The following is a 24,976-nucleotide window of genomic DNA, read 5'->3' as shown; positions in this document are numbered from 1 at the left end:
TTTACAACCGACCTTAAAGACACCCTCATTCGACATTTTATCTACTATGGAACTGGAGAATATGATATAATAACAACAACCTTATGACTAGTACATAAGTATAATTTTTTTAGTTTTTATTGTAAAAATGGCAGATGCCAGTCACAAATGATAGCTACTACAAGGGGGAACATCATGAAGATGATGCAATTAAGATCCATTAGGGCAAAATTAATCACGGTTTCTATTTTATTACTTATTATTCCTATTACGGTGTTGGGAATTTTTAGTTACCAGAAGAGTGCCAATAGTTTAAGCGAACTAGGTGAAACAAACTTAAAAAACAGTGTCGCTCTGACCATCGAACTTATTGAAGCGCTAAATGCAGAAGTGGAAGAGGGGCATTTGACGTTAGAAGAGGCACAAGAAAAAGTGAAACAGGCTATTCTAGGTGAACAAAGCAGTGATGGGACACGACCGATCAATTCCAATATTAACCTTGGGGAAAATGGATATATGTTTATCCTGGATGATGAAGGCACTCAAATTACTCACCCATTCACTGAAGGGAGTAACACTTGGGATTCTGTCGATCCAAATGGAGTAAAGTCAACTCAAAAACATATTAACACAGCCAATGATGGCGGTGGATTTGTCTATTTTCATTGGCCGTTAAACAATGATGATAACAACATTCAGCCGAAAGTCTCTTACACAGAAAAAGATCCCGTATGGGGCTGGAACGTAGTGGCTGGTACTTATATGATGGACTTTAACCAACCTGCTAATGATCTGTTGAATAACATTCTGATCATTGCTGGTATCACGCTAATCATCGGAATTGCTGTTACCTGGCTATTCGCTAACAATATTGCCACACCAATTAACCGTATTTCCAAACAAATGAAGGAATTAGCAAACGGTGACCTCACAACCAACAAAACCAGTGTTAAATCCAATGATGAAGTTGGAAAATTAGCCGATTCAATGAATCATATGCAAAAGCAGTTACATGTTCTTATCGCCAATGTGGCAACAGCCTCAGAAAAAATGAGCAACCAAAGTGAGGAATTAACGCAATCATCCAGTGAAGTCAAGACAAGTTCCGAACAAATTGCGATGACAATGGAAGAACTAGCTACTGGTTCTGAAAAACAAGCGGACAGCGCTAGTGGATTATCTTCCGAAATGCAAAACTTCGCCAAAAAATTAGCAGAAGCGAATCAGCAGAGCAGAGAAATTCAAGCTCATTCAGAAAACGTCTTAACGCTAACCAATGAAGGCAACGAGCTTATGCATGCTTCCAAACAGCAAATGGAAAAAATTGATCAAATCGTACATAAAGCAGTGGAGAAAGTGGAAGGATTGGATACACAAACCAAAGAAATATCCAAGCTTGTTTATGTTGTCAAAGACATTGCGGCTCAAACCAACCTGCTCGCTTTAAATGCTGCGATTGAAGCCGCTCGAGCTGACGAACATGGCAAAGGCTTTGCTGTGGTAGCAGATGAAGTAAGAAAGCTGGCAGAACAAGTAACAGATTCCGTTGACAACATTTCAAAAATTGTTGCCAATGTTCAGAACGAATCCAGTACTGTGGCCTCCTCCTTACTAGATGGATATCATGAGGTAGAAGCTGGTACTAACCAAATGGAGGCTACCGACGAGAAGTTTAAACGTATTAATCAATCGGTGACAGAAATGGTTACTAATATTAATCAAGTAGCTAACAACTTAAATAGCATTACCAATAGTAGCCAGCAGTTTAATCGGTCCATTGAAGACATTGCTGCTATTTCAGAGCAGTCCGCTGCCGGAGTGGAAGAAACAGCTGCCTCATCCCAGCAAACCAGCTCCTCGATGGAAGTTGTAGCGCAAAGTTCCAATGAGCTTTCTCGCATAGCAGAAGAATTAGACGGCTATGTTAACAAGTTTAAGCTAACCAATAAATAAGCCGCGTCATGAACATAAGAAAAACCGGGCAAAATTCGCCCGGTCCTTGACGCATAACTAAAAGTAGCCACTGAACTGCCGATAAGATGGATTATGTAAATTGGCAAGTCCATCTATTCCATGTAGTAAAGTTGATTGTTTGCCAGTGCTAGGAAACGCTTCGGAAATAGGTTCCGCTTTCCGCGAGCTTGGCTCAGCCTCCTCGTCAGCAAAGATCGCTTCCTGCGGGGTCTTCACACTGCGCTTTTCTCGCAGGAGTCTCCACCTATTCCCTCCGCTAGATTGGCGTACAACAATGGTTATCTCTGCAAGGAGAAAGCGTTCTAAGTACCTAGACACTGTTGTAGCAAAAGAAAAAAATCGTCAACTGATTCTTTGGCTGCGTAATGGATCACGGTACTAATATAAAAGTCATAATATAGGATCAAGCCGTTCTCAGAAATAGGTTATGCGGTTTTCTTATTGGCAGAAATATAGTGTCTGGAACGCTTCATCTTAGCAGTCATTCGATTGTAGTCCTGCTACCCAGCGGAGGAAATAGGTGGAGACTCCTATGGGACCAGGACGAGCTGAAGATCCACTAAAAAGTGCTCTTCTTTTTAGTTAGCTGAAGCCGGCCCCATGGAAAGCGGAACCTATTCCCGGAGCGCTTGCTTTGCACAGATAAAACGGTCAAACTCACCACTAAGGAAAGTGGGCTACTTTACATAATCCATCTTATCGGCACCACCATTCGTTCAAGATCAAAATCGGTCCACATCCTTTCATACTCAGAATTCTATACTTTCTTATCTTTAAATAAAAACAAGCACACTTGAGTCAAGTGTGCTTGTTTTTTATATCGCTATTATCTCTATTTACTGAATAGCTTTCCGTGCTGTTTCATTCATTTGCTGAATAATCGCGGCCGATTGTGCAAATTGTTGTTGTTCCGTTTCTGACAATTCTAATTCCAACACTTCACGAATGCCTTGACGATTCAATATGGCTGGAACCCCGATGTAAATGCCTTGTTGTCCATATTCTCCATCCAGTTCCACTGAGAGAGGTAACACGGCATTCTCATTTTGAAAAATAGCCTTGGTTATACGTAATAATCCTAAGGCAATACCATAATAGGTAGCACCTTTTCGATCAATGATATGGTAGGCAGCATCTCGTGCTCCTTCAAACCGATCAATCATATCAGGGTCATTCGCGATATCTGTAATCCCGGTATAGGACTGTAATGACACACCGCCAACTCTCGCCTGACTCCATACCGGCAAGGAAGAATCACCATGCTCTCCGATAATATAGGCATGGATATCACGGGAATCCACCTCTAATCGCTCGCTTAAAAGATACTGTAATCTTGCGGAATCCAAGCTTGTACCTGAACCAAATACACGATTTTTCGGTAAACCAGAAACCTCTTTTGTCACATGGGTAAGGATATCTACTGGATTGGTAGCAACTAAGAAAATCCCCTGAAAATCTGCGGCCATTACTTGCTCCACAATTCCTTTAAAGATCTTTGCATTTTTGGCTACCAGATCCAGCCTAGTTTCGCCCGGTTTTTGACTAGCTCCTGCTGTAATCACTACTAAGTCAGCATTATGACATTCTTCATAACCACCTGTTTTGACTTTCATAGGTTCTCCAAAAGGTAAACCATGGTTTAAATCACGTGCTTCCCCATCTGCTTTTGCCTCATCTAAATCGATTAACACCAGCTCATTGACGATTGCCTGATTAAGTAATGCATAGGCATAGCTTGTTCCGACAAAACCAGCACCAATAATGGCAACTTTTCTGATTTTCGTTTGAATGTTCGTCATTATCTGCTCATCCCCTCTTAATTACGATTAACCTACTCACTACTATACCTTACTTTTGTCTTTTAAGAAACAGGCGCGTTACCCCCATAACACGTCCTCTATTCGTTAAATTTCACAGGCATAGGTAGAGATGGTTCCTCGTAATCGCTGAGCTTCCTTATAGGTACAACGATTATGAACTACTTGCAAGCCACCTTCCAAGGCTACTCGCTCGGCCTCTGGTGATACGACCCCTTCTTGCAGCCAGAATACTTTTGGTTTTACTTCAATGGCCTCTTCGGCAATACCTATGGCTGCTTCTGGGCTACGGAAGACTTGTACAATATCAATTGGACCTGGCACACTTTTTAAATCCGGATATGCCTTTTCGCCTAAAATTTCTGTTTCACGCGGATTAACAGGAATAATTTTGTAACCTAGTCGCTGCATTTTTCTTGCCAAACGATAACTTGGACGAGCTTCCTTACCACTTAATCCAACCACTGCCAACGTTTTTTGCCTGGTAATTTCTTCGCCATTTTCCGTATAGCGTTCATACGGTGAATTCAACGCCCACTTGATAACCCCTTCATCATTAACCACGATTTGGGTATCTGCTTCACTTCCAATTCCAGTCGCTTTTACTAACGCTTGATCTAAATCATTTTGGATATCGCGAAGGGACTCAATACCGACGGATAAACGAACTAACTCTTCCGATACACCCGTTTCCTCTAATTCCTCTTTAGACAATTGTTGATGAGTGGTAGAGCCTGGATGGATGATCAAGGACTTGGCGTCTCCTACATTGGCTACATGAGACCATAGGGACACATTATTAATAAGGGCACTTCCAGCCTCACGACCTCCTTTGATACCAAATACAATGATCGAACCAAAGCCATTGTTTAAGATTCGTTCTGCCAAGGCATGGGATGGATGGCTTTCCAGTCCAGGGTAACGCACCCACTCCACTGCCTCATGTGCCTCTAAATGACGGGCAAGTTCAAGAGCATTTTGATTATGACGCTCGACGCGGATGTGTAATGTTTCTAATCCTTGTAATAACTGAAATGCGTTGAACGGGCTTAGTGCTGCACCAAAATCTCGGAGCAACTGTACACGTACTTTGGTAATAAAGGCCAATGTACCAAAATCTACTGCGTATCGAATACCGCTATAACTTGGGTCAGGTTCGGTAAATTCAGGATATTTCTCGGAATTCCAATTGAAACGACCACCATCTACAATCACACCACCGATTGATGTACCGTGACCGCCGATCCATTTTGTTGCGGAGTGTACGACAATATCTGCTCCTAGTGTAATAGGTTTACAGCCAAACGGCGTAGCAAAGGTATTATCAATAACGACCGGAACCCCTGCTTCATGAGCGATTTCTGATACACGTTCCACATCCAGTACTTGTAACCCAGGATTACCGATAATTTCACCATAAACCGCCTTGGTTTTGTCGGTGATTGCCTGTTTAAAGTTTTCAGGATCGGTTGGATCGACAAATTTCACATTAATACCATAACGTGGCAAGGTGACATTGAACAAATTGTATGTACCACCATATAAGTTTATACCAGCAACAATCTCATCACCTGCACTTGCTAAATTCAAAATCGATAATGTAATGGCTGACATACCAGATGCGGTTGCAACAGCTGCCACACCATCTTCAAGAAGAGCCATCCGTTTTTCAAACACATCTACCGTCGGATTTCCGATTCGAGAATAAATATTGCCGGGTTCATCCAAGGCAAATAACCGCTCGGCATGTTCTGTATCATGGAATACATAGGAAGTAGATTGATAGATTGGAACAGCACGTGAACCGGTTGTAGGATCTGGTGCCTGCCCGCCATGTAAATGAATGGTTTCTGGATCATACGTTGAATGCTTAAAATCTGTCATGTTTTATTTCCTCCCAAAATTTGAATATTTGAATAGCTTGCTATATAAAAAAACCCGTATTCGACTTTCTTTTGAGCCAATACATTAGCTTTTTTTGACAAGGCTTTCCTCGTGTAGCAAGTGCTAGCGTTCGTTACCATCCTGGTTAACTTTTTTCATTTTTCCAGGTGAAATTCACAAACGTTTACACCTAGATTAAAAAAGCTCTCTTCCTAAGAAGAAAGCTCTAGCTACATCATCCATGTCTCCTTCTTATCTTTCAGGGCAACCCTTATAGGTTTTCGTGACTTATAAGTCTTTGCTTCATAGTTACCGGGCTTTGTTAGTCCAGCCCCTCCATCCCTCTAGATAAGCGTAATTAAATCCAAGTATTGCACTTTACTTTGATATGTAATACTCTAGCATGGCACTCGTTGGTTGTCAATCGTTTTAAGAAAAGACGTTATGTTATGTATTCAGTAGATTTATCATTTAGATGATGTGAAAAATAGGTTTTCTCTATAGTACAAAATTTTCAGTATCTAAACTTGACATATTATACTGATCAACCGTATACTGTAATAGGTTTGTTATTACATACCCTTTTTTGCGCCCGTAGCTCAGGGGATAGAGCAATGGTTTCCGGTACCATGAGCCGGGGGTTCGAATCCCTCCGGGCGCGTCTGCTTTAACACAGATCATTGATATAACAATGATCTGTAATATCTTGTACACCTAACACCTGTTCATACTACAGGTGTTTTTTAGATTCCAGAAAGTGTAGACTTCATCACCTCAGGCATTTGAATGGTTTTGACTAAAAAATAAACATCACCGAAGGTTCACAATCCAATGTTTAAAGTAAAGCCGTTAAGGGTAGGATGAAGATAGAAAATCAAGATAGCGGATGGTCGTTATACGAGAAGAACAGCACTGTAACCGCTTCTTATAGGTGTGACTAATAGTTGTTTTGCAATAGGCATACAAATCTTTTGACCTTTTTTGACCAATGCGTTATGATAAGTATAGTCACAAAAGAAATGTGAACCAAGTAAGTGTTTAAAGGAGGAACCTTTTTATGAATTTAATACCTACAGTTATTGAACAAACGAATCGTGGCGAGCGCGCGTATGATATTTATTCTCGCCTATTAAAAGATCGGATTATTATGCTGGGAAGCGGTATTGATGACAATGTTTCCAACAGCATTGTAGCACAAATGCTGTTCTTAGCAGCAGAAGACCCAGACAAAGATATTTCTTTGTATATTAATTCACCTGGGGGATCTATCACAGCAGGTATGGCTATCTATGATACGATGCAGTTTATTAAACCAGATGTCTCTACCATCTGTATCGGTATGGCAGCTTCGATGGGTGCCTTCTTATTAACAGCAGGTGCACCAGGAAAACGTTTTGCCCTGCCAAATAGTGAAGTGATGATTCACCAACCATTGGGTGGTACACAAGGTCAGGCATCCGATATTCAAATTCATGCCAACCGCATCATCGAAATGCGTAAGAAATTAAACCAAATCCTTGCTGATCGCACCGGTCAACCATTAGAAGTAATCGAGCAAGATACCGATCGCGATAACTTCAAAACGGCTGCAGAAGCAAAAGAATATGGTTTAATCGACCAAGTGATGGAGAAAAAACCAGATAACTCAAAATAAGTAGTTGATTAACCTACAGCCCAAAAGTGGTGTTGCTTTTTGCAACACCACTTTTTGATGATAAAATTAAACGGAATGATCATGTCAATTTAATGAATAAAAGCAGGCAAAAAGTGAGCCTTAAATCCACTATTTAAAAAATATTACGTGTGTGGAATGATGTAGACGCCGTTAGAAAAGGAAAAGCCGGCAAACGAATCGGCCGACATATTACAGGACATGCTGCAGGTAAAACCATTAGGAAATTATTCAAGTAAATCATCCATCTTTTTTGTTACTTCATTTTGGTACATACACGACGTTCAATCCACCAAATAAAAATGAGACTCCATTCTTTCCCAAAGATCTTTACATAACGATCATCCAGCCTCAACAAATTTCACCAAATCATTTAAGGCCTCTTTTTGATCATTGCCGTCTACAACGATTCTAATACTGCTTCCTTTTGTCAGCACAAGGCTCATTAATCCCATAATACTCTTGGCATTTACCCTCTTATTATCCTTATCAATATAAATATCTGATGTATAGTTATTTGCCATTTGGACAAATTGTGCTGCAGGTCTTGCTTGTAAACCCGGCTCTATTGCAATAACCACTTCTTGTTCTACCATATTTAAACTCCTCCTTTTCGTAACCGTTATCATTATAATCCACAAACAATAGGAAGAGTAATCTCCCTATCGCTGCTTATTCTATCGGCAAAGCCTCGCCACGCAACTGATCTGCAAATTGATCAATTTTTTTCAGTCGATGGTTAATACCAGATTTGCTTATTTTACCACCTGACAACATCTCCCCCAGTTCTTTCAGGGTAACATCCTGATGTTCGATTCGTAATCGTGCAATTTCTTGCAGTTTATCTGGCAAGGCGTCTAATCCTACCGTTTGATCAATAAATCGAATGTTTTCCACTTGACGAAAGGCTGCACCAATTGTTTTATTCAAGTTTGCCGTTTCACAATTAACGAGTCTGTTCACCGAATTCCGCATATCGCGAACAATTCTTACATCCTCAAACTTAAACAGCGCCTGGTGTGCCCCCATATAGTTTAGTAATTCGGTGATCTTTTCGGCTTCCTTTATATACACAATATATCCCTTTTTCCGTTCTAATACACGTGCATGCAGGCCATATTCATTGAGAAGATCGCATAAGGATTGATTATGTTGTTCGTGGAAATTATAAATCTCTAAATGATAGGACGAGGTTTCTGGATTATTAACCGATCCTCCTGCCAAAAAAGCACCCCGGAGGTAAGCCCTGCGACAGCATTCCTGTTTGGTATATTTATCCGAGATCGTATGAATAAACTGCAAAGGCTCTAGCAAAATTTCTAAATCCTGCAGCATCTCCTTAACACCCTGCTTCATTCGTACAATATACACATTGTTTTTCTTTAATTTCATTTTTTTACGAACTAGTAATTCTACAGGAAGCTCGTATATCGACTTAATTAAGGTGTAAATCCGTCTGGCGATGGCGGCATTTTCCGTTTGCACGTCTAATGAGTAGTGATTTCTGGAGAAAGAAATCGCTCCATTCATGCGGATTAATGCAGCAAGTTCGGCTTGCTTGCAGCAGTCTTCACTTTCTACATTCGTCAGTTCCTTCTTGATATCTGCGGCAAATGACAACGTATTCCCTCCTCTCTCTTTTTATTCCATTAACGAGCACAACACCTTCGCTACTTTATCCGTATCATGACGTAATGACTGGTTCAGATCCTTTACAATATCCTCTTCAATCACCTCTAATCCCATCGATCTTAATCGCTCTAAATCATATCGTACCGGTGCAGCATTTTCTTCTGCATATACTAACTTTAAACTAGGATCAATCGATTGATTATGAACAACAACGGATTGAATACAGCCATCCCCAATATGATCCATAATTGCTTGGACATGATCGGATGCTGTATAATCATTTGTTTCTCCTGCCTGTGTCATCACATTACATACATACACCACTTTTGCCTTTGTTTCATACAAAGCCCTGCCAATCTGCGGAACAATCAGGTTCGGCAATATACTGGTGTACAAGCTTCCCGGGGCGATAACGACCAAATCGGCTTCACGAATTGTCGTGACCGCCTCCGGCAATGGCAAAACGGGATTAGGCTTTAAAAAAACGCGCTTAATCCGCTTGTTTTCTTTAGGAATATTGGATTCCCCAACCACAATTTGACCATCCTCATATTCTGCATGTAAAAACATATTCTGATTTGCAATCGGATAGATGTTGCCTTTCACATTTAATACGCGTGAAATTTCTTTGATTCCTGTATAAAAATCTCCTGTTACTGAAGTCATTGCTGCTAATAACAGGTTTCCCATCGAATGTCCGGACAAGTCATTGCCCTTAGTAAATCGGTGTTGAAATAGATGCATCAACATCGGCTCTACATCAGATAAGGCGGCAATCACATTGCGAATATCTCCTGGTGCAGGCATCTCCAGTTCTGTGCGTAATCGACCAGAGCTGCCTCCGTCATCGGCCACGGTAACAATCGCTGATAAATCAATCGGATGTTGTTTCAAACCGCGCAAGACAACAGGCATTCCTGTCCCTCCGCCAATCACCACGACTTTTTTCTGTTTCGTTTGTGCCATATTTATCCCTTCCGTTTGTCTATATCACGATGGCTTACATGTGTGACATAATTTTTTTGGAAATGTTTTGCTAGATACTCTGCAATAGCTACCGATCGATGCTGTCCGCCTGTACAACCGATCGCAATAACGAGCTGGCTTTTCCCTTCTCGTTTATATTGTGGAAGCATAAATTGCAATAAATCAACCGTTTTTTCTAAAAATTTCTGTGTATCTGACCATTTAAATACATAAGAGGATACCTCCGTGCTTAATCCTGTTAATGGACGCATATGCTCAATATAATGTGGGTTAGGTAAAAAACGCACATCAAAAACAAGATCGGCATCAATTGGCAAACCATATTTAAATCCAAAGGAAACGGTATGAACAGAGAATATTTCTTGATCCTTTTTACTAAATCGTTCGACAATCTCTTCACGTAATTCTTTTGGCTTTAGTTTAGATGTATTAATAATATGTTGCGAGCGTCCACGCAGTTCACTAAGGATTTTCCGCTCGGCATGAATACCCTCTAAGGGCAGACCGTCTTGTGCTAATGGATGGGACCGGCGTGATTCCTTGTAGCGTGATACAAGTACATTGTCCTCCGCGTCTAGAAACAGAATCTGTTCCTCCAGCCATTCTTCTTGACCAAGCTTATCCAATGCCTCAAATAAACTGTCAAAAAATTCTCTTCCTCTTAAATCCATCACAAGGGCTACCTTTTGAATATTATTCGTTGCGTCCTTCATTAACTCCAAAAATTTGGGTAAAAGAGCTGGCGGGAGATTATCTACACAATAGTAACCCAAGTCTTCAAAGCTTTGTACAGCTACCGTCTTCCCTGCACCAGACATCCCAGTGATCACAACTAATTGTATCTCCTCTGATTGTCTCCCCATAAACGCACACTCCTCACTCTATTATTCATACGTTAGATAACGATGATTATGTATATGTGCGTGTCCAAAAAAGCAATTCTCTTTTTGAACAACTTCTACATCTATTATACACAGAGTAGAAGCGCTCTACCAACAAAAAAATTGGCATAGGTATGAAAACCTATGCCGTCCAACGTTTCTATATTATTAAAAAGGGGGTCAATTAGTTAACTACATTGTATCACCTTTTTATTTCGTCCGTGTTACAGCCGGATTAATTTCCAGTAACGTTATATGTCTAAACCATTACAAGACTAGCCCAGCGTCTGTACCGCTTCTTCCAAATTCTCGATGTAAGCCTGCGCTGCTTGTGCGGCAATACTGCCATCACCTGTAGCAGTAACAATTTGACGCAGTTGTTTTTCACGGATATCTCCAGCCGCAAATACACCTGGTACACTGGTTTCCATATTTTCATTTGTAGGAATATAACCTTCTTCATTGGTAATACCTAACGATTGGAACGGCTCACTTAGTGGTACCATACCGATATAAATGAAAGTACCATCGATCTCTTGATCATATTCCTGACCTGTTTTTTTGTTATACAAAGTGACACTGCCCACCTTGCCATTTTTTTCATTAATGGATTTAACCACCGTATCCCAGATGAAGTCGATTTTATCGTTATTAAAGGCACGATCTTGTAAAATTTTCTGTGCACGCAATTCATCACGGCGGTGAACGATCGTTACTTTACTGGCGAACCTTGTCAAATAGACGCCTTCTTCTACAGCCGAGTCTCCCCCGCCGATAACGAATAGTTCCTTTTCTTTAAAGAAGGCCCCATCACAAACGGCGCAATAAGATACACCACGACCGCCTAATTCTTCTTCACCGTCCACACCTAATTTCTTGTATTGCGCACCAGTTGTAATAATTAAAGCCTTTGTTTTATATTCTTTCGCCCCAGCGATAATTGTTTTATAATCGCCATGATCGATTACCTCTTTGATATCACCGTAAGCATACTCCGCACCAAATTTTTTAGCATGATCATACATTTTAGTCGATAAATCCGGACCAAGGATATGGTCATAACCTGGATAGTTCTCCACATCTTCTGTGTTGGCCATCTGTCCGCCCGGAATTCCTCGTTCCAACATTAATGTATCTAAATTTGCACGTGACGTATAAACCGCAGCGGTCATCCCTGCTGGCCCTGCACCTGCAATAATCACATCATATATTCTTTCCTCTGTCATTTTCGTCATCCTCTCTTCCGCTTCTTAGCTTTTATTATCAAGCCTTTATGGCAAAAGGTCTACTAATTTGCTCAATCATCATTTTTGCCATGGGGGACGCTGGTCAGCCAATACTTGATGTTGACGACAGCCCTCTTCCCATAACCGATCGGCCATTACAGAGGTACCTGCTTGATAGTGACATAAACTAAACCATTTATAATAAGAAGGGTGACCCTTTAATTTAGATTTATGCAGTAATTTAAAACGCTGCAACGCCTTTTGATAAAGCCCCACATGGGCAAAAGTAACAGCCATCCTTAGCTTTTGCTGTTCATGCAAAGGATAAATATTATCCAATAATGCGATAAAGCCATCTGTTTTTTCTTGCTCTTTTATATCATGGTAAAAAACCGTTAAATTCATACAGCTAAATAAGGTATTGGGATGCTCTTGCCAATAGTTTTCTTCCAAAGCAATCGCCTTGTCTCTTTCCCCTGCATAAAATAAGGCATAATGGTACTCCTGTCTTGCCTGTGGGAATTCGGGAAAAAGGGTGATCATTTCTTCCAGTATCGCAATCGCATCTGCCCATTCCTCACGTTCCAGATGATAAAAGGCCGTCTCCTGATACATAAGCAGATCATCTTCTTCCTCTAACAGCCAATCCTCATCCGTCTCTTCCTCCACACCATCCAACATGTGCAGCAATTCTTCTGCCTCTTCTTCGAACTCATTATCCGTGTTATGCTCTAAATATAAGGTGGTGTATTTGATGGCATCTTGTATCAGTCCCAGGTGAGCATAATTGTTTGCTAATAAATAATAACAGTCTACATATTCCTCACCATGATGAGCCAGCACTTTAGTTAGCAACTGATTAGCGAGATGATATTCCCCTACCTCGGTATGCACAATCGAGGCCTGGCACAAATATAACGGGTTGGTAGGCTTCTGCTCTACCGCTTTTTGAAACCACTTTAAAGAGAGGTCGAATTTCCGTTTTTGATAAGCCTCTACTCCCTTCGTGAAATAGAACTCTCCATCCGGAATGAATGGTATTAGGTTATCTTGCAGCAGTTGATTCTTAGACATACCGTATTCGCTCCTCCCTTCTCCTGCAAATGCAGTAACTCATGCATTATAACATAATTGTTCTTGATATTGGTACCTTCTTTTTACCCTTGTAAAAACAGGTCCTCACGTTGTCTTTGTTCCATCTGTTCGGCCGTGTAGATCAGACGCATTGGATTACCTGCCACAAATGTGCCTGGTTCCACATCTTGATGAACAACAGTTCCAGCAGCCACTACGGCACGATCTCCAATCGTCACACCTGGCAACACGGTACTATTTGCACCAATCATGACCTCGTCACCGATGCTAACATCCCCTAACCGGTATTCTTCAATTAAATATTCATGAGCCAAAATCGTTGTATTATAACCGATAATCGTATTGTTTCCAACATGAATTTTCTCTGGAAACATGATATCTAGCATGGCCATCAAGCCAAAAGCTGTCTGCTTCCCGACCTCCATTCTTAGAAATGTTCGATACAGCCAATTCTTTACAGAGAGAAATGGGGTATAACATGCTATTTGAATAATGATAAAATTCTTCATTACCTTCCAAAAAGAAACGGTTTGATACACTTGATGCAGGCTATTTCCATTATAGACACGATAGCGTTTGGTTTTTCGCATAGTTATTCCACTCCAACAATACTTAGCAAATCTCGCATTTCTTCTAAGATAAACCCTGGATCATATTGTTCTAAGATTGCTTTCCCTTTGATAGACCAGGCTACTCCTGCTGTTTGTACACCTGCATTATGGCCTGCCTCGATATCATGATAATTATCACCAATCATCATAGTAGTCATCGGATTAGCCTGTAATGCATCCATTGCCGTTAAGATAGGCTCGGGATGAGGTTTGGCATGGGTAATGTCGTCTAACCCAATGACGATATCAAAATATTCTGCAAGTCCAGTCATTTTCAGGCCTAATTTCGCGGTATCGTGAAGTTTGGTAGTGACCACTCCCAACTTATAGCCTGCTTCCTTTAATGTTTGAATGGTTTCTACAACCGTTGGGTATGCTTCTACATATTTTTCATGATTGGCAATGTTGAACTCGCGATAGGTTTTCATCATTTCTTCCGCCTGATCTGGATTTATTTTGCCTAAGCTATCGATTAAAGGCGGTCCAATAAATTCGATGATTTCCTCTCTAGTATAAGAGCGATCCTCATATTGTTCCAACGTGTGTGCAAATGAAGCAATAATTAGCTCATTGGTATTGATTAATGTGCCGTCTAGATCGAATAATAGTGTCTCTATTTTCATTATATTTCCTCCTTGTTTTTTTGTTTATTCACGTGTCCATTAGATAAATCGGGCTGAAACTCGTCGGATAGCTTTATCGCTAGCAGTGAGTTTAACCGTTCTTATGATGAGTAATCGCTCTGAAAATCGTACTACAATGGTATTCATCACCATATGACTTTTATATTGGAAGCAACAGTTCTTAGAAGAAAAAGATTACTTATCGATTCATTCTTATGACCCAAACGTCTATGATGAAGCGAGGTTCGTTTCTTAGCTTCATCGAAAAATTAAACATATAGACTGGCTTTCGTGTATTATCATCACCATTCTGTTTCTTACTAAAAGTCGATCGAGGTAAAATCGGTTCAAACCTTATTATACCGAAGTATATCTTCTCTGCATACCACATCCTAACCAACAAAAAGAGGGGAGTACTCCCCCTCTTTTTTCCTACACCTTGATTTTCTGTTCAAGCTACTTGTTTTTCACCTGTTTTCCTTGGTACGTACGATCCGCTAAGCCCCTCTTACGACGATATACCATCAGCAACACCGAACCAATCACTAACAAAATAGAAATAAGCTGGGCTGCTCTTAGATCAAGGGCTTCACTCACATACAAACTATCTGTACGCATACCTTCAATAAAATAACGACCAATAGAGTACCAAATAACATAAGATAAGAATAATTCGCCGCGACGAATCGAATTTCTCCTTAATACCAGCAACAGTATCAATCCTAAAATGTTCCAAACAGATTCATATAAAAAGGTTGGATGATACATCGTGCCATCTATACACATTTGGTTCATAATAAAATCAGGCAAATATTGATGAAAATTTTGATAAGCTGCTTCGGAAATAGGACCGCCATGCGCTTCTTGGTTCATAAAGTTTCCCCAGCGTCCGATGGCTTGACCAACAAGAAGGCTGGGTGCCATAATGTCTGCTATCTGCCAAAATGATAATTTTTTCACTCTGGTATAAACAATCGCCGTTAACACCGAACCAATTAACGCTCCATGGATAGCTATCCCGCCTTCCCAGACAGCAAATATCTTCCACCAAGGCTCTCCTACGTAATTATCCCATTCGAAGGCAACATAATAAAATCTTGCAGAGATAATGGCTATCGGGATAGCGAACATCACTAAATCCACTATGTAATCTTTTTTTAAACCTAATCGATCTGCTTCTCTAGTCGCCATCCATAATGCCAAAAACACACCACTAGCAATGATGACACCATACCAATAAATGGATAATGACCCCAGTTGCAGAAAGACAGGATCTAATGCAGGTGCTTCACAAGACAAAATTTATTTCCTCCAATCTGCTATTCCCTATCTAAATGGGTTTCCATTTCCACTTCCTCGGCTCCGCCTTTTTGAATCATTTGCGTCAATCGTTGGGAAAATTCTTCAGCGGCATTAACCCCCATTTGTTTCAAACGGAAGTTCATGGCTGCCACTTCAATAATAACTGCCAAATTACGACCAGGTCTTACTGGAAGGGTCGCCTTAGGAACATCAACATCAATGATTTTCATGGTTTCTTCCTCGATACCTAAGCGATCATACTGCTTTTTGGCATCCCATGTCTCTAAATTGATCACAAGGGAGATCTTTTTATGGGAGCGGACGGAACCTGCCCCAAACAAGGTCATCACATTAATAATACCAAGCCCTCGTATTTCTAACAAGTGTTCAATTAATGGAGGAGAAGAACCAATTAAACGATCATAATCCTCTTGGCGAATCTCTACACTATCATCTGCCACCAATCGATGGCCGCGTTTTACCAGTTCAAGCGCTGTTTCACTTTTACCTACACCGCTTTGACCGGTTATAATGACACCCACACCGTAGATATCCACTAACACGCCATGAATAGCGGTGAAAGGGGCAAACTTCGCTTCAAGAAAGTTGGTAATCCGACTGATTACTCGCGACGTTTTATGTTTCGAATGTAATAGAGGTACTCCTGATTTCTCACAGGCTTCCTTTAATTCGTCGGGTATATCCATATTTCGTGTCACGACAATTCCTGGCGTAATATCTGTACACAAACGATAAGAGCGATCCTTTTTCTCTTCGCTCGTTAATTCCGCAAAAAAAGAAAGCTCGGTTTTTCCAAATAACTGCAATCTATCTTTTGGATAATATTTGAAATAACCAGTTAATTCAATACCTGGACGAGCCATTTCACTCATAAAAATCTCTCGGTGCACTCCTTCAGAGCCAGCCACCAATTCCAAATGAAAACGGTCTAACAAATCCTGTGTCCGTACTTTCACCATACGACAACATCCCCTTTTTTCAAACCATTTATACGTTTCTCTAAATACCATACTATCCTACTTACACTGTTTATTATACCATCTTTTCCTAGTTATCGCATCGTTTCTTAATGAAAAGTAAAAGAGGTTAACCTGTTGGTTTAGGTTAACCTCCTAATGATAGATTATGCTGTTCCTAATGTAAAACCCATATCCGTTAAGTAACGGCGATAGGCAATACTTACTCGGTCGCTGATCAATGACAGTTCTACTTGTAAATCAAGTGGTAAGTCTTCTGGTTTTTGATTTTCCACAATCGGCTGATCCTGACCAAAAATAACATCCTGGAATTGGATTGCCTCCTCATCAGTCTGCCCATTATCGTAATTAAACGACATGATCCCATATACCATCGAACGTTCCTCATCAATCGGACGGACTAATAATAAGATCGTAAACTTTTGATCCGTATCTGGATCGCGTTTGGTAAACCGAACGGCAAGCGGACGATAGATACCATAGGTGTAGTAGACATCCTTTGCTGTTCCAGACCCATCTGGATCGGGCTGGAAGATCGGAATTTCATCAGAGAAAATCGAACCATCCTCCTGCGTATTCATTTTGTAAGGCTTAATCTCGGTATGTTCTTCATCACCCAACCAGCCGCCATGCAATACAGCTAGGTGACCCACATCCAAGAAATTTTCGATGATACGTGGTGGTTTTGCTTCTACCGTGTGACCGCCCCAAATAATATTACGGTAATTAGCATTGCTATATTCCGGATATTCGAATAAGTTCGGTTGGTTGTCATTAAGATTGACCCAAATAAAACCATATGCCTCTTTACATGCATATTTGATGGCCTTCGCCTTTTTCGGAATCGGCCGATCTTTTGGCAATTGAGGAATATGTACACAGTTACCTGATTCATCATACTCCCAGCCATGATAGGGACATACCAAACAACCGTCCTTGACCTTTCCTTGTGATAAGGCGGCTCCCCTGTGAATACACAAGTCTTTAAATGCATGTACCCCACTTTCATTTCTAAAAATAACCACTCTCTCATTGAGAATAACGACTTGGATTGGCTCTTCAGGCACATCCGCGGCTGGACAAGCAACCACCCAATCGTTTTCCAACACTTCTTCTGTTAAACGCATCGTTACACACCCTTCTTTCACGCATATTTATCCCCATTTTACGTTAATCGACAGCTTTTCGCAATATAATACGAACATTTTATAAGAAATTTATATTTTTATTCGTTTTCTGTTGAATTATAGCCAAAAGACGCTATAATGAAATGAGACTTATTAGGATGTTCACTTTCCTTCCGTGTAGCGATTCGGACAACGACAAAGTAACATCGGGAAGTATTTATTAAAGGGGGCTAACATGTGCAAACACAAAAAACAAATATCGTCGTCGGAATCGATGAAAAAATCGGGGTAAAGAAAGCTTTTTTGCTAGGTCTGCAACACGTTCTGGCTATGGACTTATATATTGCACCTATTATCATTGCCGGCATTCTTTCCTTATCAACTGCCAATATGTCTTTCTTTATTCAAATGTGTTTCCTTGCGACAGGAATTGGAACGATTATTCAAACGAAGTTCGGGATTCGACTACCTGTGGTGCAAGGCCCATCCTATGTACCAATTGGTGCGATTGGCGCAATTGGGAGTAAGCTAGGATTAGGCGCCATCGCTGGAAGCTTGATCCCAGGGGCCCTTATCATTGCCTTGATCGGTTATCCGCTAAAATGGTTTGCCAAAGTCGTACAAAAGATTATTCCACCATTAGTTGGCGGGACGGTGATTATTATTGTCGGCATCTCCCTCATGCCAATTGGAATGAATAATATTTATGGTTCACCAGGGAACATCTGGCATAATATATTGATTGCCGGGGTGACTGCCGGTATATTAATGCTATGTATCATGTTAGGGAGAAATAAAGGCAAGCTTGGTACGACGATTCGCATCGTATCTGTATTAATTGCCATTCTAATTGGTACGGTTACGGCGAGTTTCTTTGGGCAGGTAGATTTCTCACCTGTAAAGGATGCTGCTTGGTTTTCTTTGCCGAAATTCTTTCCGTTTGGTGCACCTGTGTTTGATATCAGTGCCATTTTAACGATGGTATTTGTTTATTTTATTATTTTAATTGAAACGACCGGTACTTGGTTTGTCGTTTCTTCGGTTACGGGAAAAGAATTAAATGAAGAACGTTTAAATCGCGCTTCCTTTGGTGAAGGTCTTGGCTGTTTTGTCGGTTCCCTTTTTGGAAGTACACCGATGACAGGCTATTCATCCAATGCCGGTTTGCTGGCCATCACTGGGGTAGCGAGTCGTACAGCCATTATGGCTGGTGGTTTTATCTTGATTGCTTTGGGATTGATTCCTAAGCTGTCCACTGCCATTACTTGTATTCCTGAACCAGTGATTAATGGGATTTTTGGTATTGTTTGTGTAGCAATTGTGGCAAATGGAATGAAGGTTATTCAACCGATTATGATTGATGATCGAAATATGTTGATTATCGGCATTCCGATTTTATTAACCATTGCTAGCGTGATTTTGCCAGCTGAGGCTTTGGAGTCTACACCGGATTTTGTTGGTTATATCCTTTCCTCTGGTGCAGCGGTTGGTGCATTGGCGACGGTGCTGCTACATTTAATCTTACCGAATAAATTAGCGAAAAATAATGAATAGCTGGGGTAGAAAATGCGCTTTAGAACTAGTTATGCAAAGGCTTTGAACTACCTCATAATCATCACAGGAATGTTTTTACTTGTCATCAGCTATACTTCAGGTGACTATTGGGTTATGTTGATTATTATCATTTGTGCTATCCCGTATATGATTACTTATACAATAGAAAATGAAATGCTTTTGATCCAAGCGGTCCTTTTCAAAAAACAATAGCTATTTCCAATATCACTTCCTTGAACCGTATAGACAGTGGATTAACAGCGCCTGCTGCCGGACCAATAGCAGAAAGAATCGAAATATTTTTCAACCAACACAGCTCTGTTATTGTTACACCTAGGAATCGCAGGGAATGTATTTGTGAATGGATGAAGCAAAACCCTAAAATCGTGTTATCAAATGATTTAAAAGAAGAAGTGAAGATAAGTGAATAAGAGTAGGGGTGGACCGCCCTCCAATGAATGTTCCGTTCTATCTTCTTACGCTCCCCCTTGCCTTGCATAGAAAAAGCCGCTATGATAACTCATAACGGCTTTTTTCTATGCATCAACGATCCGATTGATGAAGGCATTTAAAATGGAGATAAGGATAGCGGATATAATGGCGACCCCAAAGCCATCGATGATAAAGCTTGATCCCAGTAACATTTGGGTAAGCCATAAGGTAATCGCATTGACTACTAATAAAAACAGCCCCAGTGTAACAATGGTGATTGGTAAGGTTAAAACAACCAAAATAGGCTTTACAATCACATTGAGGACCGATAAAATCACGGCGGCGAGCAATGCCATCCAAAAACCGTTGATCATAAATCCTTCAAACAAATAATCCAGTAACATAAGCACTAAAGCATTTAATACAAGAGATAAAATTAATCGCATTAGACCGACTCCCCTTCTTTTGGAATAATAATAACAGCAGCAATATAGAGCAGTATAAATGGAAGGCCTGCAGAAAAAATAAGGAGTATAACATAGAACAAACGCAAAATTGTCGCATCTAGGCGGAAGGTATCTGCCATTCCACCTAGTACTCCAGCTAACATACGATTGGTCATCGAACGATATAATTTCCTGTTCATGATGAATCCTCCTATCATTTACCTGCCATAAGTCTATGCTTTATGAACTCATTGTGCTACCATTGGCATTCTGTTATTATTTATCATTCCACGTATAGAAGGATTCTACACCTAACCATTGTCTGGTGGCTGCCTCCACATCATCTGCCTCATTTTTTACTGATTGTAACATGCCATCTGCCTGTGATTTATGCGCCATAATGGTTTCTAATTTTTTGGCAAATACATCTGATACGTCGTTCTCAATATCAGGACCTCCTAATTCTTCCACATGGGTATTACTGATTGCTTGTGCCCATACGGTAGGACGATCTTCTTCTGGCAACATTTCTACTGCCCTAATGGCCGCAGCTCCAAAAGCGTCATGATCGGGATGAACGGCGTGACCCGGATAATGTGTGATAACAAGTGATGGTTTCATTTGTTTTAGATAACGATAAAGATTGTTTGCTACCTCTTCTCGCGACTCGAACTCCAGTGTTTTATCACGATAGCCGAGCATTTCTAATTGAATATCCATCACTTTGCAGGCCTTGATTAATTCTTTTTTGCGGATTTCCGGTAATGTTTCGCGATTGGCAAAAGTGGGATTCCCCATATTTCGACCCATCTCACCCAAAGTACCACATAAGTAAGTAACAGGAATCCCTTTTTGACGAAAGGTAGTAATGGTACCCGAAGCTCCAAAGGCCTCATCGTCAGGATGTGGATAAATGACTACTACATGTTCTGCCATGGTTATTCCTCCTTTGTTTTCTAATGACTAAATGGTGTTTCACTAATCTCCAGGGCCACCATCAATCGACCTTCGCGATCATGTCCGGCCATCAGCAGACGGTTTTGTTCATCTATTTCATATTGGCTTACTCCTTCGGCATAGATCCAGCCAATATCTAATTTTAAGCCAACACGATAGGTAGTGCCTGTTCCGACTACCTTTCCACGTTGATAGGATACCTTAGCATTACGAATAAAGGCCCCGACATTATAGGCATCTTTATTAAAATGATTGGCATAGGCACCATTAGTTGTTTCTAAGTGAACATATACTTCCTTATTTGCCAGTGCATCAATTTGTTGTTGTAACTGTCCTATTTCAATTGGTTCCATAACAACATCATTTCCCCCTCTGTTTACTAGACGCATTTCTTATTTTAGCATAGAACCGTGCTAAGTGCTTTTGATATGCAAAGTGAAAAGGAACGAAATCAACTTTTAAGCGTTCGTAAATAGGATGGTTGAGCTGTGTCTTTGCCGCTTATTCGGGACTGGGTTGCGAATTAGCTGCTTCCTAGCGCAATGGATGCTATTCTTACGGACAGTATTTTGCGATTTGACGGGTTTTTGTCCGTGAGATTCATTCTTACGGACAGTATTTCGCGATTTGACGTTTTTTTGTCCGTGAGATCCATTCTTACGGACAGTATTTCGCGATTTGGCCGTTTTTTGTCCGTGAGATCCATTCTTACGGACAGTATTTTGCGATTCGGCCGTTTTTTGTCCGTTAGATCCATTCTTACGGACAGTATTTTGCGATTCGGCGGTTTTTTGTCCGTTAGATTCTTACGGACTGGAGAGAGCAAATCCTGTTCCTTAGTCATTGATTTGGCATGCCATCACCTTCGCAACAACCAAAAGTCGCTCCAGCAATAACTCATATTGCTGGAGCGACTTTTTACTTATTGAATGGTTGCTGCCATTCTAGCTTTATCTCTTTCCAAAATCGGTTTTAAATACAAACCGGTATGTGAAGCCTCTACTTCGGCGACTTCTTCTGGGGTTCCGGTGGCAACAATCGTGCCGCCACCATCGCCGCCTTCTGGACCTAAATCGATAATATGATCGGCTGCCTTGATTACGTCTAAATTATGCTCAATGATAATCACAGTATCTCCGTTATCTACCAAGCGCTGGATGACACTCAACAGTCGCGAAATATCATCAATATGAAGACCAGTCGTTGGTTCATCCAAGATATACAATGACTTCCCATTGGAACGACGATGGAGTTCACTGGCGAGCTTCACACGCTGCGCCTCTCCTCCGGATAAGGTAGTTGCTGGCTGGCCGAGACGAATATAACCTAACCCGACATCATAAATGGTTTCTAACTTACGTTTGATTTTGGGAATGTTCTCAAAGAATTTCAATCCTTCTTCGATTGTCATATCCAATACATCCGCAATATTTTTCCCTTTATACTTCACTTCCAGTGTTTCCCGATTATATCTTTTCCCGTCACATACTTCACACGGGACATAGACATCAGGTAAAAAGTGCATTTCAATCTTGATAATACCATCGCCACGACACGCTTCACAACGGCCGCCTTTTACGTTGAAACTAAAACGGCCTTTCTTATAGCCACGAATTTTCGCTTCATTGGTCTGGGCAAAGACATCTCGGATATCATCAAAAGCACCTGTATAGGTTGCCGGATTAGAACGTGGTGTCCTGCCAATCGGTGACTGATCAATATCAATGACCTTCTCAATCTGGTCGATCCCACGAATCTCCTTATGCTTACCTGGTTTGCGTTTCCCTCGATGTAATTGCATGGAAAGACTTTTATGAAGAATTTCGTTAATTAATGTACTCTTACCTGAACCAGATACACCTGTTACAGCGGTGTACACACCGATAGGGATTTTCACGTCTACATCTTTTAAATTGTTTTCCTCCGCTCCTTTGATTTCCAGGTAGCGACCATCGTTTGAATGACGAGTAGCAGGTACCGGAATAAACTGCTCACCAGATAGGTACTGACCAGTGAGAGATTTCTTTTTCTTCATCACTTGTTTTGGTGTCCCTTGTGCCACTACCTCACCGCCATGCTCACCAGCACCAGGACCAATATCAATTAAGTAATCCGCTGCCAACATCGTATCTTCATCATGTTCTACGACGATCAAGGTGTTTCCTAAATCTCGCATTCGTTCCAATGTTTGGATTAGACGATTATTATCACGTTGGTGCAGACCAATGGAAGGTTCATCCAGTACATATAAAACCCCTGTTAAGGCAGAGCCTATCTGAGTTGCCAGACGAATACGCTGTGCCTCGCCACCCGATAAGCTACCTGCCGATCGAGAAAGCGTCAGATATTCCAACCCGACATTGATTAAAAAGCTTAAACGATCATCTAATTCACGTACAATCATGTGTGCAATTTGCTCTTCCTTCTCTGTTAATTCCATTGTGCGAAAGAAATCTAAGGCATCCGCTATCGACAAATCGGTTACTTCCCCAATGTGTCTGCCGTTTATCTTAACGGCTAATGCCTCTTCTTTTAAACGATATCCCTTACAAGTAGGGCATGGTTTTTGCGTCATGTATTTCTCCATCGTCTCACGAATAAAATCAGAAGACGTTTCATGATAACGACGGGAAATATTCTGGATCACACCTTCAAAGTGAATATCATTTTCGCGGAGCATACCATAGTCATTTTCATAACGAAAATGGATACGATCTTTCCCACTTCCGTAAAGGATTTTATCCCATTGTTTTTTCGGGAGTTTCTTGACTGGTGTATCCATATCAATCTGATAATGGTCACAAACGCTTTTTAAAAGTTGTGGATAATATTGGGAGCTGATCGGTTCCCACGGCACAATTGCTCCTTCGTTCAACGACAAATCCTTGTTAGGCACAACCAAATCCATATCAACTTCCAATTGGGAACCTAAACCATCACATGTAGGACAAGCTCCCCAAGGACTGTTAAAGGAGAACAGGCGTGGCTCTAATTCATCAATCGAAAAACCGCAAATCGGACAAGCATGATTCTCACTAAATAATAGCTCTTCCTCTCCGATAATATCGACAATCACTTTGCCTTCTCCTAGTCTTAATGCCGTCTCCAAAGAATCGGATAAGCGACCCGTGATCCCCTCTTTCACAACAATACGGTCAATCACTACTTCAATCGAGTGTTTCTTGTTTTTATCTAATTGAATATCATCGGTGATCTCCCGCATTTCGCCATCGATACGTAAACGGATATAACCTTCCTTTTGCAGATTGTCTAACACTTTGACATGTGTACCTTTTCGGCCTGAAATCACTGGTGACAAAATCTGCATTTTTGTTCGTTCTGGATATCCCATCACGCGATCAACCATCTCCTCCACCGTTTGCGAAGTGATTTCTACTCCATGCTTCGGACAAATAGGATGCCCCACCCTAGCAAACAATAAACGCATATAATCATAAATCTCGGTGACGGTTCCTGTGGTAGATCTAGGGTTCTTACTCGTTGTTTTCTGATCGATTGAAATGGCCGGTGACAACCCTTCGATTGAATCGACATCCGGCTTGTCCATTTGTCCTAGAAATTGTCGCGCGTAAGCTGATAAAGACTCGACATAGCGTCGTTGCCCCTCGGCATATATCGTATCAAATGCCAAAGAGGATTTACCAGAGCCAGAAAGTCCAGTTAAAACTACTAATTTATCTTTCGGAATATCTATAGATATATTTTTTAAATTGTGTGCGCGAGCGCCTTTTATAGAAATGGATTTCTGTGCCATTGCT

23 protein-coding genes, 1 tRNA gene and 1 pseudogene are annotated in these 24,976 nt (G+C 40.9%); 5 read left to right on the top strand and 20 right to left on the bottom strand.

The window, feature by feature from the left end; all coding sequences use genetic code 11:
- Positions 1 to 174 precede the first annotated feature (174 nt).
- Positions 175 to 1,932: a methyl-accepting chemotaxis protein gene (locus tag E0E32_RS10305; RefSeq protein ID WP_130859728.1), complete on the top strand. Its 1,758-nt coding sequence runs from the start codon at positions 175 to 177 to the stop codon at positions 1,930 to 1,932.
- A 57-nt stretch (positions 1,933 to 1,989) separates the two neighbouring features.
- Here the strand turns inward: E0E32_RS10305 and E0E32_RS22205 are convergent, their stop codons facing one another.
- The 3 genes from E0E32_RS22205 to E0E32_RS10290 form a co-directional block, all read right to left on the bottom strand.
- Positions 1,990 to 2,271 (bottom strand): hypothetical protein, encoded by a 282-nt coding sequence (locus E0E32_RS22205; protein ID WP_165445015.1) that lies wholly within the window; start codon positions 2,269 to 2,271, stop codon positions 1,990 to 1,992.
- Positions 2,272 to 2,789: 518 nt separating this feature from the next.
- Entirely contained in the window at positions 2,790 to 3,752 is a 963-nt protein-coding gene (locus E0E32_RS10295) for an L-lactate dehydrogenase (protein ID WP_130859726.1), read from the bottom strand.
- Between the two features lie 105 nt (positions 3,753 to 3,857).
- Positions 3,858 to 5,654: a PLP-dependent aspartate aminotransferase family protein gene (locus E0E32_RS10290; RefSeq protein WP_066192433.1), complete on the bottom strand. Its 1,797-nt coding sequence runs from the start codon at positions 5,652 to 5,654 to the stop codon at positions 3,858 to 3,860.
- A 588-nt stretch (positions 5,655 to 6,242) separates the two neighbouring features.
- Here E0E32_RS10290 and E0E32_RS10285 point away from each other — a divergent pair.
- Together E0E32_RS10285 and clpP are read left to right on the top strand one after the other, a co-directional pair.
- Positions 6,243 to 6,315: transfer RNA gene (locus E0E32_RS10285), tRNA-Arg, on the top strand.
- Positions 6,316 to 6,711: 396 nt separating this feature from the next.
- Positions 6,712 to 7,308, top strand: coding sequence for an ATP-dependent Clp endopeptidase proteolytic subunit ClpP (gene clpP, locus E0E32_RS10280; RefSeq protein WP_066192401.1), 597 nt, complete (start codon positions 6,712 to 6,714; stop codon positions 7,306 to 7,308).
- A 359-nt stretch (positions 7,309 to 7,667) separates the two neighbouring features.
- On the opposite strand, the gene E0E32_RS10275 is transcribed toward clpP, so the two are convergent.
- The 11 genes from E0E32_RS10275 to E0E32_RS10225 form a co-directional block, all read right to left on the bottom strand.
- The gene (locus E0E32_RS10275) at positions 7,668 to 7,922 is read right to left on the bottom strand and encodes an HPr family phosphocarrier protein (RefSeq protein WP_066192399.1); all 255 of its coding nucleotides are present in this window, start codon (positions 7,920 to 7,922) and stop codon (positions 7,668 to 7,670) included.
- Between the two features lie 76 nt (positions 7,923 to 7,998).
- Positions 7,999 to 8,946, bottom strand: a complete 948-nt coding sequence (whiA, locus tag E0E32_RS10270) for a DNA-binding protein WhiA (RefSeq protein WP_130859725.1) — start codon at positions 8,944 to 8,946, stop codon at positions 7,999 to 8,001.
- Between the two features lie 21 nt (positions 8,947 to 8,967).
- Positions 8,968 to 9,924, bottom strand: a complete 957-nt coding sequence (locus tag E0E32_RS10265; RefSeq protein WP_066192390.1) for a gluconeogenesis factor YvcK family protein — start codon at positions 9,922 to 9,924, stop codon at positions 8,968 to 8,970.
- A gap of 2 nt (positions 9,925 to 9,926) precedes the next feature.
- Positions 9,927 to 10,808 (bottom strand): RNase adapter RapZ, encoded by an 882-nt coding sequence (gene rapZ / locus E0E32_RS10260; RefSeq protein WP_066192388.1) that lies wholly within the window; start codon positions 10,806 to 10,808, stop codon positions 9,927 to 9,929.
- Positions 10,809 to 11,101: 293 nt separating this feature from the next.
- Complete coding sequence (gene trxB, locus E0E32_RS10255) at positions 11,102 to 12,052, bottom strand: thioredoxin-disulfide reductase (RefSeq protein WP_066192386.1); 951 nt, start codon at positions 12,050 to 12,052, stop codon at positions 11,102 to 11,104.
- A gap of 78 nt (positions 12,053 to 12,130) precedes the next feature.
- Complete coding sequence (locus E0E32_RS10250) at positions 12,131 to 13,126, bottom strand: tetratricopeptide repeat protein (protein WP_066192384.1); 996 nt, start codon at positions 13,124 to 13,126, stop codon at positions 12,131 to 12,133.
- A gap of 83 nt (positions 13,127 to 13,209) precedes the next feature.
- Entirely contained in the window at positions 13,210 to 13,737 is a 528-nt protein-coding gene (locus E0E32_RS10245) for an acyltransferase (protein ID WP_130859724.1), read from the bottom strand.
- A 2-nt stretch (positions 13,738 to 13,739) separates the two neighbouring features.
- Positions 13,740 to 14,381: a pyrophosphatase PpaX gene (gene ppaX, locus E0E32_RS10240; RefSeq protein WP_066192382.1), complete on the bottom strand. Its 642-nt coding sequence runs from the start codon at positions 14,379 to 14,381 to the stop codon at positions 13,740 to 13,742.
- 456 nt (positions 14,382 to 14,837) lie between these two features.
- Positions 14,838 to 15,680 (bottom strand): prolipoprotein diacylglyceryl transferase, encoded by an 843-nt coding sequence (lgt, locus tag E0E32_RS10235; RefSeq protein ID WP_130859723.1) that lies wholly within the window; start codon positions 15,678 to 15,680, stop codon positions 14,838 to 14,840.
- A gap of 20 nt (positions 15,681 to 15,700) precedes the next feature.
- Positions 15,701 to 16,663, bottom strand: a complete 963-nt coding sequence (gene hprK / locus E0E32_RS10230) for an HPr(Ser) kinase/phosphatase (RefSeq protein WP_066192376.1) — start codon at positions 16,661 to 16,663, stop codon at positions 15,701 to 15,703.
- A gap of 164 nt (positions 16,664 to 16,827) precedes the next feature.
- On the bottom strand, positions 16,828 to 17,808 hold the full coding sequence (locus E0E32_RS10225) for an aromatic ring-hydroxylating dioxygenase subunit alpha (RefSeq protein WP_066192374.1): 981 nt from the start codon (positions 17,806 to 17,808) through the stop codon (positions 16,828 to 16,830).
- A gap of 237 nt (positions 17,809 to 18,045) precedes the next feature.
- On the opposite strand from E0E32_RS10225, the gene E0E32_RS10220 reads away from it, so the two are divergent.
- Both E0E32_RS10220 and E0E32_RS10215 read left to right on the top strand, forming a co-directional pair.
- The gene (locus E0E32_RS10220; RefSeq protein WP_130859722.1) at positions 18,046 to 19,362 is read left to right on the top strand and encodes a uracil-xanthine permease family protein; all 1,317 of its coding nucleotides are present in this window, start codon (positions 18,046 to 18,048) and stop codon (positions 19,360 to 19,362) included.
- Positions 19,363 to 19,562: 200 nt separating this feature from the next.
- Positions 19,563 to 19,793 (top strand): annotated as a pseudogene (locus tag E0E32_RS10215) (PH domain-containing protein); the annotation flags it as partial.
- 105 nt (positions 19,794 to 19,898) lie between these two features.
- Here E0E32_RS10215 and E0E32_RS10210 read toward each other — a convergent pair.
- From E0E32_RS10210 to uvrA, 6 genes are all read right to left on the bottom strand, one after another.
- Positions 19,899 to 20,240, bottom strand: a complete 342-nt coding sequence (locus E0E32_RS10210) for a phage holin family protein (protein ID WP_066192369.1) — start codon at positions 20,238 to 20,240, stop codon at positions 19,899 to 19,901.
- On the bottom strand, positions 20,240 to 20,440 hold the full coding sequence (locus E0E32_RS10205; RefSeq protein WP_066192367.1) for a PspC domain-containing protein: 201 nt from the start codon (positions 20,438 to 20,440) through the stop codon (positions 20,240 to 20,242). Before E0E32_RS10205 ends, E0E32_RS10210 begins: the two co-directional genes overlap by 1 nt.
- A 76-nt stretch (positions 20,441 to 20,516) precedes the next feature.
- Complete coding sequence (bshB2, locus tag E0E32_RS10200; RefSeq protein WP_066192365.1) at positions 20,517 to 21,176, bottom strand: bacillithiol biosynthesis deacetylase BshB2; 660 nt, start codon at positions 21,174 to 21,176, stop codon at positions 20,517 to 20,519.
- Between the two features lie 20 nt (positions 21,177 to 21,196).
- A complete protein-coding gene (locus E0E32_RS10195; protein ID WP_066192364.1) occupies positions 21,197 to 21,550 on the bottom strand; it encodes a YojF family protein in 354 nt (117 codons plus the stop codon).
- A gap of 170 nt (positions 21,551 to 21,720) precedes the next feature.
- Positions 21,721 to 22,041, bottom strand: coding sequence for a hypothetical protein (locus E0E32_RS10190; RefSeq protein WP_130859721.1), 321 nt, complete (start codon positions 22,039 to 22,041; stop codon positions 21,721 to 21,723).
- 78 nt (positions 22,042 to 22,119) lie between these two features.
- Positions 22,120 to 24,972, bottom strand: a complete 2,853-nt coding sequence (gene uvrA / locus E0E32_RS10185; protein ID WP_130859720.1) for an excinuclease ABC subunit UvrA — start codon at positions 24,970 to 24,972, stop codon at positions 22,120 to 22,122.
- Positions 24,973 to 24,976 lie beyond the last annotated feature (4 nt).

Origin of the sequence: Gracilibacillus phocaeensis, assembly GCF_900626275.1 — a bacterium.
GTDB lineage: Bacteria > Bacillota > Bacilli > Bacillales > Amphibacillaceae > Gracilibacillus > Gracilibacillus timonensis.
The sequence above is the reverse complement of the archived record's forward strand: the minus strand, read 5'-3'. Positions and strand labels throughout refer to the sequence as shown.

Excerpts from the sequence above, each read along its gene's own strand:
- E0E32_RS10305 (WP_130859728.1), top strand. The coding sequence starts at position 175 with ATGAAGATGATGCAATTAAGATCCATTAGGGCAAAATTAATCACGGTT.
- E0E32_RS10295 (WP_130859726.1), bottom strand. The coding sequence starts at position 3,752 with ATGACGAACATTCAAACGAAAATCAGAAAAGTTGCCATTATTGGTGCT.
- E0E32_RS10290 (WP_066192433.1), bottom strand. The coding sequence starts at position 5,654 with ATGACAGATTTTAAGCATTCAACGTATGATCCAGAAACCATTCATTTA.
- clpP (WP_066192401.1), top strand. The coding sequence starts at position 6,712 with ATGAATTTAATACCTACAGTTATTGAACAAACGAATCGTGGCGAGCGC.
- E0E32_RS10275 (WP_066192399.1), bottom strand. The coding sequence starts at position 7,922 with ATGGTAGAACAAGAAGTGGTTATTGCAATAGAGCCGGGTTTACAAGCA.
- E0E32_RS10265 (WP_066192390.1), bottom strand. The coding sequence starts at position 9,924 with ATGGCACAAACGAAACAGAAAAAAGTCGTGGTGATTGGCGGAGGGACA.
- rapZ (WP_066192388.1), bottom strand. The coding sequence starts at position 10,808 with ATGGGGAGACAATCAGAGGAGATACAATTAGTTGTGATCACTGGGATG.
- trxB (WP_066192386.1), bottom strand. The coding sequence starts at position 12,052 with ATGACAGAGGAAAGAATATATGATGTGATTATTGCAGGTGCAGGGCCA.
- E0E32_RS10250 (WP_066192384.1), bottom strand. The coding sequence starts at position 13,126 with ATGTCTAAGAATCAACTGCTGCAAGATAACCTAATACCATTCATTCCG.
- E0E32_RS10245 (WP_130859724.1), bottom strand. The coding sequence starts at position 13,737 with ATGCGAAAAACCAAACGCTATCGTGTCTATAATGGAAATAGCCTGCAT.
- ppaX (WP_066192382.1), bottom strand. The coding sequence starts at position 14,381 with ATGAAAATAGAGACACTATTATTCGATCTAGACGGCACATTAATCAAT.
- hprK (WP_066192376.1), bottom strand. The coding sequence starts at position 16,663 with ATGGTGAAAGTACGGACACAGGATTTGTTAGACCGTTTTCATTTGGAA.
- E0E32_RS10225 (WP_066192374.1), bottom strand. The coding sequence starts at position 17,808 with ATGCGTTTAACAGAAGAAGTGTTGGAAAACGATTGGGTGGTTGCTTGT.
- E0E32_RS10210 (WP_066192369.1), bottom strand. The coding sequence starts at position 20,240 with ATGCGATTAATTTTATCTCTTGTATTAAATGCTTTAGTGCTTATGTTA.
- E0E32_RS10205 (WP_066192367.1), bottom strand. The coding sequence starts at position 20,440 with ATGAACAGGAAATTATATCGTTCGATGACCAATCGTATGTTAGCTGGA.
- bshB2 (WP_066192365.1), bottom strand. The coding sequence starts at position 21,176 with ATGGCAGAACATGTAGTAGTCATTTATCCACATCCTGACGATGAGGCC.
- E0E32_RS10195 (WP_066192364.1), bottom strand. The coding sequence starts at position 21,550 with ATGGAACCAATTGAAATAGGACAGTTACAACAACAAATTGATGCACTG.
- E0E32_RS10190 (WP_130859721.1), bottom strand. The coding sequence starts at position 22,041 with ATGACTAAGGAACAGGATTTGCTCTCTCCAGTCCGTAAGAATCTAACG.
- uvrA (WP_130859720.1), bottom strand. The coding sequence starts at position 24,972 with ATGGCACAGAAATCCATTTCTATAAAAGGCGCTCGCGCACACAATTTA.